Raw genomic sequence first — 16,997 nt, 5'->3', positions numbered from 1 at the left:
AGCTTCAAATGTGTAAACGATGTCCCCGGTTTCAGATGTAAACGATGTCTACGGTTCTACACCCGCGCTGGGCTGCGCAGCAGCCCCAACAAGGACGCCACGGTATTTCAGGAAAAACGAGGTGCCTGGATTTGGGGCGGCTTCGCCACCCAGCGCGGGGCAAGCCCGCTCACTACAGATGACCCGTTCTCATCTCACCGGTTAAAGGCGGCAGGGCTGCCCAGCAGTTGCTATACCAAGAACACCAACAAGGCCCACTATGAAAATAGTGGGCCTTTTTTTTTGCTCAAAAATCAAGCCGTCTCCGGCTCCACCCGCTGTTGGGTCCTACCCTGGGCCGGTGCCCAGTTCTCCGGCAAGTTGATGTAGTCCACCAACTCCCGCAGCCGGCCTTGATCCCGTCCATTGAAGTTGAACACCAGCCGTGTCAAATGGCTGAACCTCGGCTCGTCGTGGTCTTCGCCCGTGTAGGCAAGCTGCTGGAACTCACCACTCAGTCGCAGGCTGGCAAACTCGCTCTGCAAATGGGCCAGTGCACGATCACTCAGCGGATGATTCATGCGCACCACAAACTCGCGTTTCAGCCAGCGCGTGGAGTGGAAGTTGGCATAGAACCGGTTGATCTCTTCCACTGCTTCTTCGGCGCTGTACACCAGGCGCACCAATTTAAGGTCGGTGGGCAGGATGTAGCGATTGGCTTCCAGCTGGCTGCGGATAAAGTCCAGGGCGCCTTGCCAGAACCCGCCCCCCGGTGCATCCAGCAGCACCACCGGTACCAGTGGGCTCTTGCCGGTCTGGATCAGCGTCAATACTTCCAGCGCTTCGTCCAAGGTGCCGAAGCCTCCCGGACAGAGCACCAGCGCGTCCGCTTCCTTGACGAAGAACAGCTTGCGGGTGAAGAAGAAGTGGAATGACAACAGGTTCTCGGTGCCATCGATGGTGGGGTTGGCGTGCTGTTCAAACGGCAGGGTGATATTGAAGCCGAGGCTGTGTTCCAGGCCAGCGCCTTCGTGCGCTGCCGCCATTATGCCGCCGCCGCCGCCGGTGATCACCATCAAGTCTGACTGTGCCAGCATCGCGCCGACTTCCCGCGCCAAGGCATACAGCGGGCTTTCGACGGGGGTGCGGGCCGAGCCGAACACGGTCACCTTGCGCCGGTCCTTGAATTGTTCCAGTACACGGAAGGCGTTATCCAGCTCACGGATCGCCTGCAGGGTGATTTTGGCGTTCCAGCGGTTACGATCGTCTTGAGCCATGCGCAAAACGGTGAGAATCATGTCGCGATAAAGGGGGATATTTGGGCTGTTGGCGGCTATCAGCTGGAGCTGCGCGTCGACCTGCTGTGTGAGGTCAGTCCCGTGTTCTTCAAAATGGCGAAGCAGGCGATCATTCGATTCGTAAGGCATTCAACTTCTCCTTTTCTTGCAGGGCCTGGGTAGTCGACGAACGCATCGTCGGTGGCCACGACACTGCATGTGTCATGGCGTGCCGCAGTAAGGCAGGCCTCTTTTGCCCTGAAAATGTTACAGAACAGCAGGTGAAACGGCTGTGAGCGACAATAAGGGGATGGCTTGATCATGTGCCGAAAAACCCTTGGCTGGCAACCGCTTATTGGTCATTCAGCATGAAGTTTAGCGGGGGCGGGAACGCAAGCTGGGGGAAGAGCGCACCGCTGGACAGCAGCGCGCGGGGAACGAGCAAAGGTTACTTTTTCTTCTTGGCCGCAGCCGGTGCCGGGCAATCGGATTCTACGAACTTGACCGACGCCACTGGGCGATTGGTCTTGTTCTCGGTGATTTCATAACGCATCACCGCACCCTTGGCCATCAGTTCGCGGTAGCCCTGGTTCAGGCATACGCTTTGCCCCAACTGGAAATAGACGGCTTTCGGATTGTCACGCATTTGCTGCGCTCGATCAGGCTGCACGCTCAGGTGGTCGATCAGCTGCATGCCTTCAACGGTGTAGGCCACTTCCAGGGTTTTTTCATCGATTTCCCGGGGCAGGTCCTTGTTGCTCTCGGCCGCGACGCTTTGCAGCTTCCTGTTCATTTGGGCCTCCAGCAGCGAGGCCGCATGGGCGCCTGCGGGTATGACCAACGCAAGGGCGACGGATGGGGCGACAAGACGCAGCATGGAACGCAGCATGAAACTCTCCTGATTCGGTTACTGGTGCATAGACCAGCCACTGCGCTGTGCGTTCAGTGGCGCGCAATTATAGGTGACCCCTTGCCACTACAGCCAGGCGTATCGCTGGTAAACTGCTGCCACTTAAGCCTTCATCGAGTTCTCCTGTGTCGATTTATCCCTCCTTGCGGCGTATTCCATGAGCCACGCCGTCTCCCGCCTGCGCTCCGAGCGTCTGGCACGTGCTGTCAGGCCATTCCTCAATCGGGGTTCGCGTGCTGAGCGATGCCCAGGCTGCCGGGTTATTCCCCAGTATTGCCTATGCGCCTGGCGACCCCAGGTGCAGGCCCGGTCGGCGATGTGCCTGCTGATGCACGATGTGGAGCCAATGAAACCGAGTAACACTGGCTGGTTGATTGCCGATGTGATCGCTGACACCACTGCGTTCGCCTGGTCACGCACCGAAGTCGATCCCCAATTGCTCACGTTGCTGGCTGATCCGCAATGGCAACCGTATATCGTGTTTCCCGGCGAGTTCGTCGCGCCTGAACGGGTTGTCAGCGAAGTCAGGGTGGAGGAGGGCAAGCGTCCACTCTTTATCTTGCTGGATGGCACTTGGAGTGAGGCGCGTAAGATGTTTCGCAAAAGTCCGTACCTGGAGCACTTGCCGGTGCTGAGCCTTGCACCGGAACAGCTGTCGCGGTACAAGCTGCGTCGCTCCAAGCGCGATGATCATTTCTGTACCGCAGAAGTCGCGGCGCTGTGCCTGGAGTTGGCTGCCGATCAGGCGGCGAGCGAAGTGCTGGATGCTTACCTCGATGTATTCAGCACTCATTACCTGGCTGCCAAGTTCCAGATGCCCCTGGACCTGGGGGATAGCGTCCATAGGCGCCTGACGCCCTACATTGCGACGGTATCACCAGACGACGTTTGCATGATGGCACCGTAGCCGAATCCCCCGCTAAAATGCCTCCTCGGGCACCCCAAAAAACAGGATCATTTAATCAATGGCCACATACGAAATCCTGATAGCCGATGACCATCCGCTGTTTCGCAGTGCACTGCATCAGGCCGTAACCCTGGGCCTTGGCCCCGATGTCCGGTTGGTCGAGGTGGCCAGCATCGCCGAACTGGAGGTCCGCCTCACCGAAAAATCCGATTGGGACCTGGTGCTGCTCGACCTGAACATGCCCGGTGCCTATGGTTTTTCGGGTTTGGTATTGCTGCGTGGGCAATACCCGCAGATCCCGGTGGTCATGGTGTCCGCCCAGGAAGAGGCCGACGTGGTGGTGCGTTCCAAGGAGTTTGGTGCCAGCGGTTTCATTCCCAAGTCCAGTGCCATGGAGGATATCCAGAACGCCGTGCGCAAGGTGCTTGATGGTGATGTGTCCTGGCCGCCGCAGGCATTCGAAGAGGTCAACGTATCCGACGAAGCCAAAGCCGCCCGTGACGGTTTGGCCAGCCTGACCCCCCAGCAGTTCCGGGTGCTGACCATGGTGTGCGAAGGCTTGTTGAACAAGCAGATTGCCTACGAGTTGAGTGTGTCGGAAGCGACCATCAAGGCTCATGTCACCGCGATCTTTCGCAAGTTGGGCGTGCGTACGCGCACCCAGGCCGCGTTACTCTTGCAACAACTTGAGTCAATTTCACAGCATTAAGCTGCAACGCATTCACGCTTTTTTGACTTTGCGTGATCTAGTTTCCCCACTTCTTTGGTTCAGTTGCCTATCTCTATGTCGCCTTTCAAGGGTCAAACCGGTATTAAACGTATCTTCAACGCAGGGGGCTATTCCTTGGATGGCCTGCGTGCAGCTTTCACCGGCGAGGCGGCGTTTCGCCAACTGGTGTTGCTGAACGTCATCCTGATTCCGTTGAGCTTTTTCCTGCAGGTCAGCCGGGTTGAACGCGCCTTGCTGATCGCCGTGTGCCTGCTGGCGTTGATTGTCGAATTGCTCAACTCGGCGGTAGAGGCCGCCATTGACCGCATTTCCCTGGACCGTCACCCCTTGTCGAAAAACGCCAAGGACATGGGCAGCGCCGCGCAACTGGTGGCGCTGACCATGATCACCCTGGTGTGGGCAGTGATCCTGATCTGAGGATCAGGCAATGTTCGGCAGTACGATTTCGTCGCTGCGCTGAACCCCGGCGGTGAAAGCGCGGCATAGTTCCAGGAACTCGCGCATGGCGGAGGTCTGGTACTTCTGTTTATGCCAGATGAAGTAGAACTGCCGGGCCAGGTCCAGGTCCGGGGTTTCAACCGGCACCAGGCTGCCACGGCGGAATGCATCCCTCAGCGCAAGCCGGGAGATGCAGCCGATGCCCAGCCCGGACTCCACCGCCCGCTTGATCGCTTCGGTATGTTCCAGTTCCAGGCGGATATTCAGCGCGCTGCGGTGATGGCGCATGGCTTGGTCAAACGTCAGGCGCGTGCCCGAACCTTGTTCACGCAAGATCCACGCCTCATGGGTCAATTCTTCCATGCTCGCCACGCCGCGCTTGGCCAGGGGATGTTGCGGTGCGCAGAACACCACCAGCTCATCTTCTACCCAGGTTTGCACCTCGATGTCCGGGTGGCTGCAGTCGCCTTCGATTAGACCCAGGTCAATTTCGTAGTGCGCCACCTGGTGCACGATATGTGCAGTGTTCTGCACATGCAGCTTCACCTGGCTCTCCGGGTGCTGTTGCATGAAACTGCCGATCAGCAGCGTGGCCAGGTAGTTGCCGATGGTCAGCGTGGCGCCGACCGCCAGCGAGCCGAAGCCGGACTTGCCGTTGAGCAGGTCTTCGATCTCTTTGGCCTGGTCTAGAAGCGCGACGGCCTGGGGCAACAGTTGATGCCCGAGGGCGTTTAGACTCAGGCGCTTGCCGGCGCGGTCGAACAGTTGGCAACTGGATTGACGCTCCAGCTCGGTGATCGAGGTGCTGGCGGCGGATTGAGATAAGGCCAGAAGGCCAGCAGCGCGCGAGACGCTTTCCTGCTGGGCGACGGCGACGAAAACCTGCAGTTGACGGAGAGTAAATCGCATATCGATATAACCGATAACCCTTATCTTAATAATCCAGTTAACAGATATTGTCGCCGCCATTAGAATACGCTGCAATTGCGCACCTATTATTTCTGGCGCAGACCCATTTCCAGGAGTCCCCCGTACATGAGCAACATGAACCACGAGCGTGTCCTCAGTGTTCATCACTGGAACGACACTCTGTTCAGCTTCAAGTGCACCCGCGATCCGGGCCTGCGCTTCGAGAACGGTCAGTTCGTGATGATCGGCCTGCAACAGCCCAACGGCCGCCCACTCATGCGTGCTTACTCCATCGCCAGCCCGAACTGGGAAGAGCATCTGGAATTCTTCAGCATCAAGGTGCCCGATGGCCCGCTGACTTCCCAATTGCAGCACTTGAAGGAAGGCGACGAGATCATCATCAGCAAAAAACCGACAGGCACCCTGGTGCTCGACGATTTGAAGCCGGGCAAACACCTGTACCTGCTCAGCACTGGTACTGGCCTGGCTCCGTTCATGAGCGTGATCCAGGACCCGGAAACGTACGAGCGTTTCGAAAAGGTGATCCTGTGCCACGGCGTGCGTTACGTCAACGAAGTCGCCTACCGCGAATTCATCACCGAGCACCTGCCGCAGAACGAGTTCTTCGGTGAGGCGCTGCGTGACAAGTTGATCTACTACCCGACCGTGACCCGCGAGCCGTTCGAAAACGAAGGGCGCCTGACCGACCTGATGCGCAGCGGCAAGCTGTTCCGCGATATCGGCCTGCCACCGATCAACCCTGAAGATGACCGCGCCATGTTGTGCGGTAGCCCAAGCATGTTGGACGAAACCAGCGAAGTGCTGAACAGCTTCGGCCTGAAGGTTTCGCCACGCATGCGTGAGCCGGGCGATTATCTGATTGAGCGTGCGTTCGTCGAGAAGTAAGCGCGGTCAAAATGTGGGAGGGGGGCAAGCCCCCTCCCATATCGGGTTTACGGTTTATCCAGCGGCAAGCACTTCCAGCACGCAAATCACCCCAGCCTCGGGATAGTGCCAACGCACATCCACATCCCAGAACTGCGCGCCATACTCACGCTCAGGCCCAGGCGTCTGATAGGCCGGCCGTGGGTCCTGTGCCAGGCATTGCTCGATCAATTCCACCAACGGCTCATCCAGCCTGTGCGCATGGCCTTGTGCCTGATGCAGGGCGGTCTTTAGCCATTGCACCGGGATTAGCGGCGGCGCGCTGCTGGCGATGCTGTTGGTGGCGCTGCCGATAATGTCGGCGTAGGGCACATAAGGCTTGATATCCAACACTGGCGTGCCATCGAGCAGGTCAATTCCGGAAATCCACAGCCGACCCGGTTCCACCTTGTCCAGCTTCACCACTGATTGGCCGATGCCGTTCGGTCGGTGAGTCGCGCGGGTCGCAAACACGCCCATGGACGTGTTGCCCCCCAGACGCGGTGGGCGCACTTTCAGGCGTGGCTTGTCTTCCAGGGCCTGATGAAACAGGAACAGCAGCCACACATGGCTGACCTGTTCCAGGCCCTGCACCGCCTCACCGCCGTCAAACGGCGCCACCAGTTCCAGCACGCCACGCGCGGCAGGCGCCAATTGTGGCTGGCGTGGAATGGCGAATTTCTCCTTGAAGCAGGAGCGCACAAAGCCGACGGGGGAGACGTTGTAACCCATGGTTCAGGGGCGAACGCGCAGCGTCAGGCCCTTGAGGAAGTTACGCAGCAACTGATCGCCGCACGGGCGATAGTTGGTGTGGCCGAACTTGCGGAACAGTGCGCTCAGTTCCGGTTTGGACACTGGGAACTCGGCGGCCTTGAGGATCGCGTGCATGTCGTCTTCCTTCAGTTCGAAGGCCACACGCAGTTTCTTGAGGATGATGTTGTTGGTCACCGGGGTTTCGATCGGTTGCGGCGGACGACTTTCGTCCTTGCCGCGCTTGAAGATCACCAGGCCATCGAGGAAGTGAGCCATGACTTCGTCCGGGCAGAACACAAAGCCTTCTTCCTCATCCTTCTTGAGGTAGGTCAGCAAATCGTCCTTGGTCACGTCCATGCCGCCGAGCTTGATGATTTCGACCATCTTGTTGTCGCTGATGTCGAGCATGTAGCGCACGCTGCGCAGTACGTCGTTGTGAATCATGGTAGGCAATCCTGGTATTCAACTGAGGACACCGCCGCCATGGGGGCGATGTCGATAAAAAGGGGCAGTGGCTTAGAACTTCTCTTTGGCGGACAGGTAGCGCCATTGGCCCACCGGCACTTTGCCGATGGACACGCCGCCGATGCGGATGCGCCGGATGGCGATGACTTTCAAGCCGACCGCTTCGCAGAACAAGGCAATCACGCCCGGTTGCGGGTTTTTCATCGCAAAACGCAGGCGGTTTTCGTTCTGCCAGCTGGCTTTGACCGCCGGCAGTTCCTTGCCTTTGTAAGTCAGGCCGTGGTTCAGACGGTTCAGGCCATGGGCAACCATCTCGCCTTCGACCTCCACCACATATTCCTGCTCGATCTTGGCGGCGTCGGCGGTCAACTTGCGCAGAATTTTCCAGTCCTGGGTAAACACCAGCAGGCCGCTGGCGTTGGCTTGCAGATCGGCGCTGGCGGTCAGGCGCAGGAAGTGGCCCTTGAGCGGGCGTTTGCCGAAACGGTGTTCGTCCGACAAGGTTTCTGCGCTGATCGAGGCCATGGCGGTCTCGGCATCCACGCCGGCAGGCGCGTGCAGCAGGAGGGTCACCGGCTCTGGCGCGGTGGCCTTGGCCTCGGGGTCGAGTTCGACTTTTTGGGTGGTGACCTTGAACTGCGGTTCGTCGATCACTTCACTGTCCACCGAGACCCAGCCGCCTTCGATAAACAGCTCAGCCTCCCGACGGGAGCAGCCAACCAGTTCGATCAGACGTTTGGAGAGGCGTATGGGGTCAGTCATGACAAGGGCCGTAACAAAAGGGGGCAGCTATTGTACCTGTGTGGGCGCGGTTAATCCCGGCTCCATTTCATTTAGCCGGGTTGGGCTCGTTGCTGCACCTGGCGCAAACGCATGTGCAGCAGAGGATACGGCTGGCCCAAGCCATCCTGCTCTGCGCGTCCGATCACCTCGAACCCTTGTTTGAAGTAGAAGCCCAGGGCCTGCGGGTTCTGTTCGTTGACGTCCAATTCATCGGCATTCAGGTGCTCGATCGCGTATCGCAACAGTTGGCGGCCCAGGCCCTGGCCACGGTGCTGGGGGGCGATAAACAACATCTCGACCTTGCCGCCCGCTACCCCGGCAAACCCGGTGATGCGTTGGTTCCGGTCTTTGGTGCAGATCAGCATGACCGAGTCCAGGTAACGCGTCAGCACCAGTTCCTTAAGCAATACGATGTAACTGTCCGGCAGGAAATCGTGGGTCGCCCGCACCGAGTCTTCCCAGAGCTGCGCCAGGTGCGTGTAGTCGCTGCTTTTGGGTGTATGGATAACTGAATGCTGACGCATGCCCGCTGCCCCTTGCCGATGATCGGCGACGATGGGCAAACGATAGACCTAAAAAAGCCCCGCATCTTGTCCAGAGGCAGGGCTTTTTCAAAATATTTCAAAGGCGCTGATCAGTCGCGCTTTTCAGCCCACAAATCGTATTCGTCGGCATCGGTCACGGTGCACCAGACCTTGTCGCCTGGCTTCAAGCCGCTGGCATCGTCGATGAACACGTTACCGTCGATCTCCGGCGCATCGAAGAAGCAGCGGCCCACCGCGCCTTGCTCGTCGACTTCGTCGATCAGCACTTCGATTTCCTTGCCGATGCGCAGTTGCAGGCGCGCCGAGCTGATGGCCTGCTGGTGCGCCATGAAACGCTCCCAACGGTCCTGCTTGACGTCATCCGGCACCACGGCCAGGTCCAGCAGGTTGGCCGGGGCACCTTCGACCGGCGAGTACTGGAAGCATCCGACGCGGTCCAGCTGCGCCTCAGTCAACCAGTCCAGCAGGTACTGGAAGTCCTCTTCGGTTTCGCCAGGGAAGCCGACGATGAAGGTGGAGCGGATGATCAATTCCGGGCAGATCTCGCGCCAGTTCTTGATGCGCGCCAGGGTCTTGTCTTCGAAGGCCGGACGTTTCATGGCCTTGAGCACTTTCGGGCTGGCGTGCTGGAACGGGATGTCCAGGTACGGCAGGATCTTGCCGGCGGCCATCAACGGGATCAGTTCGTCGACGTGCGGGTACGGGTAAACGTAGTGCAGGCGCACCCACACGCCCAGGCTGCTGAGGGCTTCGCACAGTTCGGTCATGCGGGTTTTCACCGGCGCGCCGTTCCAGAACCCGGTGCGGTACTTCACGTCGACACCGTAGGCGCTGGTGTCCTGGGAGATGACCAGCAGCTCTTTCACGCCGGATTTGACCAGGCGCTGGGCTTCGTCGAGGACGTCACCCACCGGGCGGCTGACCAGCTTGCCGCGCATCGAGGGGATGATGCAGAAGCTGCAGCTATGGTTGCAGCCCTCGGAAATCTTCAGGTACGCGTAGTGGCGCGGGGTCAGCTTGATACCTTGCGGTGGCACCAGGTCGATCAGCGGGTTGTGGTCCTGCTTGGGCGGCACCACTTCGTGCACGGCATTGACCACCTGCTCGTACTGCTGCGGGCCGGTCACGGCCAGCACGCTTGGGTGCACGTTGCGGATGTTGCCTTCTTCCACGCCCATGCAGCCGGTCACGATGACCTTGCCGTTTTCCTTGATGGCTTCGCCGATCACTTCCAGGGATTCGGCCTTGGCCGAGTCGATGAAACCGCAGGTGTTGACCACCACTACGTCGGCGTCCTGATAAGTGGACACCACGTCATAGCCTTCCATGCGCAGTTGCGTCAGGATGCGCTCGGAGTCTACGAGCGCCTTCGGGCAACCCAGGGAAACAAAGCCGACCTTGGGATTGGCCGTTGCGGGAGTGGTGGACATGTCTAACCTCGGTATTGAATGACGCCGCCAGTCGGGCACGACAAGGCGGTAGACGGGCGCTTGGCGCGCCTCTGATCAAAAAGTGCGCAATTCTAGCGACGGGCAACGCACTTGACCAGCTTTATACAGGGAAATACGACGAGTGCTGCGCTATGCTTCGCGCCGTTGCGCACGGGTAAAACCCCGAGGTCAATAAAACGTCTGTTACGAGAAGTAAATCAGCGCATGCTAGGGTCAGCTCAGATGCGCTGGTTATATAAGACCTCAGGTCAAAGGGCAGGAGTGGTTGATGGGTCAGGCAAGTAGTCAGGCAGCAGGTGCCGAGCATTCCAACGCAAAGCCGATTGGCATGCTGGTGGCGGCGGTCGGGGTGGTTTACGGCGATATCGGTACCAGCCCGCTCTATACCCTTAAAGAAGTGTTCACAGGTGGTTACGGGGTTCAGGTCAACCATGACGGGGTCTTCGGCATTCTCGCGCTGATCTTCTGGTCACTGATCTGGGTGGTGTCGATCAAATATGTACTGTTCATTCTGCGTGCCGATAACCAGGGCGAGGGCGGCATCATGGCCCTGACGGCGCTGGCGCGGCGGGCGGCGTCGCCGTACCCGAAACTGCGTTCGGTGCTGGTGATCCTCGGCTTGATCGGCGCTGCGCTGTTCTACGGCGACAGCATGATCACCCCGGCGATCTCGGTATTGTCGGCGGTCGAGGGTCTGGAGCTGGCCTTTGACGGTCTCGAACGCTGGGTGGTGCCGCTGTCGCTGGTGGTACTGGTCGGGCTGTTCCTGATCCAGAAGCACGGCACCGACCGCATCGGCAAGCTCTTCGGGCCGGTGATGGTGGTGTGGTTCCTGGTATTGGCCGGGCTTGGCATCCACGGCATTTTGCAACACCCGGAAGTGCTCAATGCACTGAACCCGGCGTGGGGCGTGCGTTTCTTCGTGTCCCATCCCGGCATGGGCGTGGCGATTCTCGGCGCCGTGGTACTGGCGCTGACCGGTGCCGAAGCCCTGTATGCCGACATGGGCCACTTCGGGCGCAAACCAATCGCCCGTGCCTGGTTTGCCCTGGTACTGCCGGCGCTGGTGCTCAACTACTTCGGCCAAGGTGCTTTGCTGCTGGAAAACCCCGAGGCGGCGCGTAACCCGTTCTACCTGCTGGCACCGGACTGGGCATTGATCCCGCTGGTCGCGCTGTCGACGCTGGCCACGGTGATTGCGTCCCAGGCCGTGATTTCCGGGGCGTTTTCCCTGACCCGCCAGGCGATCCAGCTGGGTTACATCCCGCGCATGCACATCCAGCACACCTCCAGCGCCGAGCAAGGCCAGATCTACATCGGCGCGGTGAACTGGTCGCTGATGGTCGGCGTGATCCTGCTGGTGCTGGGTTTTGAATCCTCCAACGCCTTGGCTTCGGCTTACGGGGTGGCGGTGACGGGCACGATGCTGATCACCAGCATCCTGGTATCGGCGGTGATGCTGTTGCTGTGGAAATGGCCACCGGTGCTGGCGATTCCGGTCCTGATCGGTTTCCTGCTGGTGGACGGCCTGTTCTTCGCCGCCAACGTACCCAAGATCGTCCAGGGCGGCGCCTTCCCGGTGTTGGCGGGGATTGTGCTGTTCATTCTCATGACCACCTGGAAGCGCGGCAAAGAGCTGCTGATGGATCGCCTTGAGGAAGGCGGGCTGCCGCTGCCGATTTTTATCAGCAGCATCCGCGTGCAGCCGCCGCATCGCGTGCAGGGCACGGCTGTGTTCCTTACCGCGCGGCCTGACGCAGTGCCCCATGCGCTGTTGCACAACCTGTTGCATAACCAGGTGCTGCATGAGCAGGTGGTGATGCTGACGGTGGTCTACGAAGATATACCGCGCGTGCCCGCTTCACGGCGCTTCGAAGTGGACGCCTACGGGGAAGGGTTCTTCCGGGTGATCCTGCATTTCGGCTTTACCGATGAGCCGGATGTGCCCGAAGCCTTGAAACTGTGCCATCTGGACGACCTGGATTTCAGCCCGATGCGTACCACCTACTTCCTCAGCCGCGAAACGGTGATCGCCTCGCGTATCAAGGGCATGGCGCGGTGGCGTGAAAGCTTGTTTGCCTTCATGTTGAAGAATGCCAACGGCAACCTGCGCTTCTTCAAGCTGCCGGTAAACCGGGTGATCGAGCTGGGCACCCAGGTCGAGATGTAAGTTTTTGCAGCACGGGAGCCGGCAATCGGCTCCCGCTTTGTTTCTGAACCCTGTGCAATCCATCGTTGTCGACTAGGCTCTAAGCACTGTTATGCAGGAGCGCGCTTGCCCACGAAAAACGTCAACGTTAACGCGTTTATCCTGGATGAGCGCGGCGCCCGTGAGGCTTTCGCGAGCAAGCGCGCTCCTGCAAAAAGTGCCCAAAAAGTCCAGAAGAGGTGCGCCATGAGTCAGCTGCTCGAACCTTACACACTGCGCCAATTGACCCTGCTCAATCGTATTGCGGTGTCGCCGATGTGCCAGTATTCCAGCGAAAACGGCCTGGCCAATGACTGGCACCTGGTGCACCTCGGCAGCCGTGCCGTGGGGGGCGCCGGCCTGATATTTACCGAAGCCACCGCCGTCACTGCCGATGGCCGCATCACTGCCCAGGACCTGGGCCTGTGGAACGACGAACAGATCGAACCCCTGCAGCGCATCACGCGGTTTATTGCGGCCCAGGGGGCAGTGGCCGGTATTCAACTGGCCCATGCCGGGCGCAAGGCAAGCACCCATCGGCCGTGGATCGGCAAACACGGGAGTGTCACGCCGCAAGAAGGCGGCTGGGTGCCGGTGGGGCCGTCGCCGATCGCCTTTGATCCCAACCATACCCAACCCAAGCCGCTGGACGAGGGGCAGATCCAGCAGGTGATAGCCGATTTTGTCGCTGCCGCCAAGCGCGCCTTGACCGCCGGGTTCGAAGTGGTGGAAATCCACGCCGCCCACGGCTACCTGCTGCACCAATTCCTGTCGCCCCTGAGCAATCAGCGTCAGGACCGCTATGGCGGTTCCTTTGAAAACCGCATCCGGCTGGTGCTGGAGGTGACCGAGGCCGTCCGCGCCGTGTGGCCCCAGGAGTTGCCGTTGTTTGTGCGGGTGTCGGCCACCGACTGGGTGGAAGATGGCTGGAACCCCGATGAAACCGTGGAGCTGGCGCGCCGCCTCAAAGACCTCGGCGTGGACTTGATCGACGTGTCTTCCGGCGGCACCGCCGCCAATGCCGAGATTCCCACCGGCCCGGGCTACCAGACCCGTTTTGCCGAGCGAGTGCGCAAAGAGTCCGGTATTGCCACCGGCACTGTCGGCATGATCACGGAGCCGGCCCAGGCCGAACACATCCTGCGTACCTGCCAGGCGGACATCATTTTCCTCGCTCGTGAACTGCTGCGTGACCCTTATTGGCCGTTGCATGCCGACGATGATCTGGGCGGGCGCAAAGCCATCTGGCCGGCGCAGTACCAACGGGCGACCCATCGCGACCAGCCGATACACGAGTCGGATCTCAGGGACTGATCACCTGCACACGCAGCCAAAACCCACCCTGGCACGGTGGGTTTTTTCTTGCCTGCGTTTAACTGGCATGTCGATCCTGGATCGCTGAAAAGGGACTTCTCAATGTAGGTCGAAGGCGTATTAAAAGGTCCGCGCAGGCTTATGAACGCCCGCTGTATCGTCCTCTTCGTGAGAATGCCCTGTAGGTGTTTGTTACCGAAGAAAAATTTTAAGTGAATACTCTAAAAAAATCCCACGCATGGCGAGATAGTTTCTACGCTTAGGGGAAGCCCGGTTTCTGGCCCAGGGAATCAGGCTGTGAGTCCTTGAAGGCATTGCGTTTCACGGCAGGCGGGTAATGGGCATGAGGAATATTTGATCGATTTCAGGAGAAGCAGTCCATGGCCAAGTCCTATGGTGTAGCGGGTGTGGTGGTGTCTTTTCTGACCCGCAGGGTGTTCTTGCGTAGCCGAAGGTTGAGTTCGGATGAGGCCGAATTACTGGCGCAGTACCGCGCCTTGACCGAGAGCGATCAAGTGGCGATGCGGTATCTGATCGGGGCGATGAAGAGTGTTTCGCGGTTCTGAGCCACCCGCTTGATAATGTGGGAGGCGCGATGCCCCTCCCACATTATGGCAACCGGTGCGTCAGGTGTACTTGCGCTGTTCCGGTGCCGGCGGGAAGTATTGATACAGCCAGGTTTCACTCAGGGTACGGTCCTGCGTGCGGATAAACAGCCGCAATTCCACGGGCTCGACGCTGTCGCTGGTGGGGTACCAATCGAACAGAATGCGATAGCCCTTGATGTTGTCGAGCACCAGCACGCTGAAATCCTTCACCTGGCCATGGGAGCAGGTCACGACCGGCTCAATCCCGGTGCCGGCCGGCAGGCGGTCCAGGCCGCCGCCCTTGAAGTCCACGGCAAACCGGCGCGCCCACACTTCAGGGTAGTGCTCGCCCGGTGCCCAACCTTCGGTAAAGCCACCCATGCCTGAGCGTGTGGCGTCGACCTGCGCCAACGGTGTGCTGACCGGCGGTAATGCGCTCCAGTAAAGCTTGTAGCCATAGTTGAGCGAATCGCCGGCGGCCACGGGCTTTTTTGGGGTCCAGAAGGCCACGATGTTGTCCAGGGTTTCGCCGGTGGTGGGGATTTCCAACAGGTCAATGGAGCCTTCACCCCAAGCGGTCGTCGGTTCGACCCACAGGCTTGGACGCTTGCTGTACCAGTCGACGGTGTCCTGGTAACTGGCAAACTCATGGTCGGTCTGGACCAGGCCGAAACCTTTCGGATCGGTATCGGCAAAGGCGTTGAACTGCAGTTTGGCCGGGTTGTTCAGCGGGCGGCAGATCCACTCACCGTTGCCGCGCCACATCGCCAGGCGGTCCGAGTCGTGGATTTGCGGGTGAATGGTGTCGCACATGCGACGCTCGTGAGTGCCGCAACTGAACATGCTGGTCATCGGTGCGATGCCCAGCTGTTCGATGGCGGTGCGCGCATTGATATGCGCATCGATGGCCATCACCACTTGGTTGGCCTGGCAGTCGATATCGAAGCGGTAAGCCCCGGTGGCGCTCGGCGAGTCGAGCAGGGCGTACACCACAAAGCGCGTGGCGTCCTTGTCCGGCGTTTCAAACCAGAACTGCGTGAAGTCAGGGAATTCCTCGCGTTTTTTCGCGTAGGTATCTATCGCCAGGCCGCGTGCGGAAAGGCCGTATTGGCCAGTGGAGTCCACGGCTCTGAAGTAGCTGGCGCCGAGAAACGACAGCACGTCATGCCGATCCAGTTCCGGCGCCTTGAACAGCTTGAACCCGGAGAAACCCAGGTCGCCGGTCAACTGCTGGGTGTCCACGGTGGTTTTGGCATAGTTGAACAGTGAAGGGCGGAAATGCACCTCGCGCGCCTCACGGGTCTTGGGGTCGACGCTGTGCATGCGCACGGGCGTCTTGAAACCCATGCCGACGTGGAAGAACTGCACGTCCAGTTGGCCGTTCAATTCCTTCCACAGCGAATGGTTACCGTCGTAGCCGATGGCGTTGAAATTCTGCGGTGTCATGTTCGCCAGGGTCGGCGGCAGCACCTGCTTGGTGTCCTTGTATGCGGTCCCGGCGAGTTGTGTGGCCTGGGCCTTCAGCGACTCAAAATCGAAGGCCACGGCCTTGCCATCGGCGGCGCGGTTGCCGGCCCAAGCCTGTGCGGCCAACAGGCCGCTGGCCGACAAACCGGTGTAAGCCGCAATGGCCATGGATGCTTTGAGCAAATTCCTGCGGTGCATAGAGACAACCTGTCGTGAGCAAATCCCGCGCCGGCCTTGGCGCGTGCTGGATTAAAAATAACGGTTCGGACATGCCTTCGGCCAAACGCTACGGACAATAAACAGACGCTGGATAGCTTAAGCGGTTCGATGAGCCAGGAAAATTGATTGATGGCGGCATGATGGCTTTGCATGTGAAACAAAGCATTTCCGCCGCCCCGCTGTCGTTATCTCTGGCCTTACACCGGCGTTACATCTGGAAGCACTCTAGATCGGGGTTTTTTAGCACTTAGTTTTACGCTGGGGGCCTATTGGTCCTATGAACCCAAGTGTCTGGAGGCTGCGAATGAATACCCGTGGATTACTCGATCAGTTGCTCAAGTCTGGCCAGGATATGTTGCAGAACAAAGCTGGTGACCAACGTAAACAGGACGATAAAAGTGCCTTGGGCGGCTTGCTTGGCGGGGGTGGCCTGGGCAGCCTGCTCGGCGGTGCGGGCGGCGGCGCCCTGGCGGCGGGAGCCATGGGCCTGTTGCTGGGCAACAAAAAAGCCCGCAAGTTCGGCGGCAAGGCCCTGACCTACGGCGGGTTGGCGGCACTCGGTGTGATTGCCTACAAGGCCTACGGCAACTGGCAGGCGCAACAGGCCGGCGCAGCGCAAGGCGAACCGCAAACCATCGACCGCCTGCCGCCGGCCCAGGTCGAGCAGCACAGCCAGGGCATCCTCAAGGCACTCGTGGCGGCCGCCAAGGCCGACGGGCATGTCGATGAGCGCGAGCGGGCGCTGATCGAAGGGGAGTTCACCAAGCTGGACAACGACCTCGAGCTACAACGCTGGCTGCACGCCGAGCTCAACAAACCGCTCGATCCGACCGACGTCGCCCGCGCTGCCGCCACGCCGGAAATGGCCGCCGAGATGTACATCGCCAGCGTGATGCTGGTCGACGAAGAAAACTTCATGGAAAAAGCCTACCTCGACGAACTGGCCCGCCAGCTCAAACTCGAACCCGGCCTGAAAGCAGAACTGGAAAAGCAAGTGCGGTTGAACGCATAACCCCAGGTAGCACGCAAAACCAATGTGGGAGGGGCTTGCCCCCGATAGCGGTGGTCAATTATGCATAAACTGCCTGGCACGCTGCTATCGGGAACCAGCCCCTCTCACAACTATTCGCGTCCTCTGCCTGGTCCGGCAA

At 59.7% G+C, this 16,997-nt stretch carries 17 protein-coding genes; 8 read left to right on the top strand and 9 right to left on the bottom strand.

Annotated elements, in window-relative coordinates:
- Positions 1-293 precede the first annotated feature (293 nt).
- Together ACQRBV_RS03080 and ACQRBV_RS03075 are read right to left on the bottom strand one after the other, a co-directional pair.
- Positions 294-1,406: a TIGR00730 family Rossman fold protein gene (locus ACQRBV_RS03080; protein WP_411984419.1), complete on the bottom strand. Its 1,113-nt coding sequence runs from the start codon at positions 1,404-1,406 to the stop codon at positions 294-296.
- 298 nt (positions 1,407-1,704) lie between these two features.
- Complete coding sequence (locus tag ACQRBV_RS03075; RefSeq protein ID WP_090366453.1) at positions 1,705-2,145, bottom strand: PA3611 family quorum-sensing-regulated virulence factor; 441 nt, start codon at positions 2,143-2,145, stop codon at positions 1,705-1,707.
- 178 nt (positions 2,146-2,323) lie between these two features.
- Between ACQRBV_RS03075 and ACQRBV_RS03070 the strand changes: the two genes are divergently transcribed.
- The 3 genes from ACQRBV_RS03070 to ACQRBV_RS03060 all read left to right on the top strand — a co-directional run bounded on the left by ACQRBV_RS03070 (position 2,324) and on the right by ACQRBV_RS03060 (position 4,220).
- Positions 2,324-3,073, top strand: a complete 750-nt coding sequence (locus ACQRBV_RS03070) for a tRNA-uridine aminocarboxypropyltransferase (protein ID WP_244697736.1) — start codon at positions 2,324-2,326, stop codon at positions 3,071-3,073.
- Positions 3,074-3,131: 58 nt separating this feature from the next.
- On the top strand, positions 3,132-3,782 hold the full coding sequence (gene erdR / locus ACQRBV_RS03065; protein ID WP_060753984.1) for a response regulator transcription factor ErdR: 651 nt from the start codon (positions 3,132-3,134) through the stop codon (positions 3,780-3,782).
- 69 nt (positions 3,783-3,851) lie between these two features.
- Complete coding sequence (locus ACQRBV_RS03060) at positions 3,852-4,220, top strand: diacylglycerol kinase (RefSeq protein WP_201026472.1); 369 nt, start codon at positions 3,852-3,854, stop codon at positions 4,218-4,220.
- Positions 4,221-4,223: 3 nt separating this feature from the next.
- On the opposite strand, the gene ACQRBV_RS03055 is transcribed toward ACQRBV_RS03060, so the two are convergent.
- Positions 4,224-5,150, bottom strand: coding sequence for a LysR family transcriptional regulator (locus tag ACQRBV_RS03055; RefSeq protein WP_060753986.1), 927 nt, complete (start codon positions 5,148-5,150; stop codon positions 4,224-4,226).
- A gap of 126 nt (positions 5,151-5,276) precedes the next feature.
- On the opposite strand from ACQRBV_RS03055, the gene fpr reads away from it, so the two are divergent.
- Entirely contained in the window at positions 5,277-6,056 is a 780-nt protein-coding gene (gene fpr / locus ACQRBV_RS03050; RefSeq protein ID WP_017529767.1) for a ferredoxin-NADP reductase, read from the top strand.
- Between the two features lie 54 nt (positions 6,057-6,110).
- Here the strand turns inward: fpr and tsaA are convergent, their stop codons facing one another.
- The 5 genes from tsaA to rimO all read right to left on the bottom strand — a co-directional run bounded on the left by tsaA (position 6,111) and on the right by rimO (position 10,050).
- Positions 6,111-6,806 carry a tRNA (N6-threonylcarbamoyladenosine(37)-N6)-methyltransferase TrmO gene (tsaA, locus tag ACQRBV_RS03045; protein ID WP_090366449.1) on the bottom strand — a complete coding sequence of 232 codons (696 nt, stop codon included), beginning with the start codon at positions 6,804-6,806 and terminating at the stop codon, positions 6,111-6,113.
- 3 nt (positions 6,807-6,809) lie between these two features.
- Positions 6,810-7,271: a DUF1456 family protein gene (locus ACQRBV_RS03040; protein ID WP_411984420.1), complete on the bottom strand. Its 462-nt coding sequence runs from the start codon at positions 7,269-7,271 to the stop codon at positions 6,810-6,812.
- Between the two features lie 72 nt (positions 7,272-7,343).
- Positions 7,344-8,054, bottom strand: coding sequence for an rRNA pseudouridine synthase (locus tag ACQRBV_RS03035; protein WP_411984421.1), 711 nt, complete (start codon positions 8,052-8,054; stop codon positions 7,344-7,346).
- 71 nt (positions 8,055-8,125) lie between these two features.
- Positions 8,126-8,599, bottom strand: coding sequence for a GNAT family N-acetyltransferase (locus tag ACQRBV_RS03030; RefSeq protein ID WP_060753990.1), 474 nt, complete (start codon positions 8,597-8,599; stop codon positions 8,126-8,128).
- Between the two features lie 110 nt (positions 8,600-8,709).
- The gene (rimO, locus tag ACQRBV_RS03025) at positions 8,710-10,050 is read right to left on the bottom strand and encodes a 30S ribosomal protein S12 methylthiotransferase RimO (protein WP_060753991.1); all 1,341 of its coding nucleotides are present in this window, start codon (positions 10,048-10,050) and stop codon (positions 8,710-8,712) included.
- 289 nt (positions 10,051-10,339) lie between these two features.
- Between rimO and ACQRBV_RS03020 the strand changes: the two genes are divergently transcribed.
- The 3 genes from ACQRBV_RS03020 to ACQRBV_RS03010 all read left to right on the top strand — a co-directional run bounded on the left by ACQRBV_RS03020 (position 10,340) and on the right by ACQRBV_RS03010 (position 14,139).
- On the top strand, positions 10,340-12,241 hold the full coding sequence (locus ACQRBV_RS03020) for a potassium transporter Kup (protein ID WP_090366440.1): 1,902 nt from the start codon (positions 10,340-10,342) through the stop codon (positions 12,239-12,241).
- A 225-nt stretch (positions 12,242-12,466) separates the two neighbouring features.
- Positions 12,467-13,573: an NADH:flavin oxidoreductase/NADH oxidase gene (locus tag ACQRBV_RS03015; protein ID WP_060753993.1), complete on the top strand. Its 1,107-nt coding sequence runs from the start codon at positions 12,467-12,469 to the stop codon at positions 13,571-13,573.
- A 380-nt stretch (positions 13,574-13,953) separates the two neighbouring features.
- Positions 13,954-14,139 carry a hypothetical protein gene (locus tag ACQRBV_RS03010; protein WP_060753994.1) on the top strand — a complete coding sequence of 62 codons (186 nt, stop codon included), beginning with the start codon at positions 13,954-13,956 and terminating at the stop codon, positions 14,137-14,139.
- 60 nt (positions 14,140-14,199) lie between these two features.
- On the opposite strand, the gene ACQRBV_RS03005 is transcribed toward ACQRBV_RS03010, so the two are convergent.
- The gene (locus ACQRBV_RS03005; RefSeq protein ID WP_411984422.1) at positions 14,200-15,825 is read right to left on the bottom strand and encodes a glucan biosynthesis protein D; all 1,626 of its coding nucleotides are present in this window, start codon (positions 15,823-15,825) and stop codon (positions 14,200-14,202) included.
- Between the two features lie 325 nt (positions 15,826-16,150).
- Between ACQRBV_RS03005 and ACQRBV_RS03000 the strand changes: the two genes are divergently transcribed.
- The gene (locus tag ACQRBV_RS03000) at positions 16,151-16,858 is read left to right on the top strand and encodes a tellurite resistance TerB family protein (protein ID WP_411984423.1); all 708 of its coding nucleotides are present in this window, start codon (positions 16,151-16,153) and stop codon (positions 16,856-16,858) included.
- The last annotated feature ends 139 nt before the right edge of the window (positions 16,859-16,997 follow it).

It is taken from the genome of Pseudomonas sp. R11F, from assembly GCF_050312575.1.
In the GTDB taxonomy this organism is placed as follows: domain Bacteria; phylum Pseudomonadota; class Gammaproteobacteria; order Pseudomonadales; family Pseudomonadaceae; genus Aquipseudomonas; species Aquipseudomonas palleroniana.
Note: the sequence above shows the minus strand (reverse complement) of the source record. Positions and strands in the feature narration are given on the sequence as shown.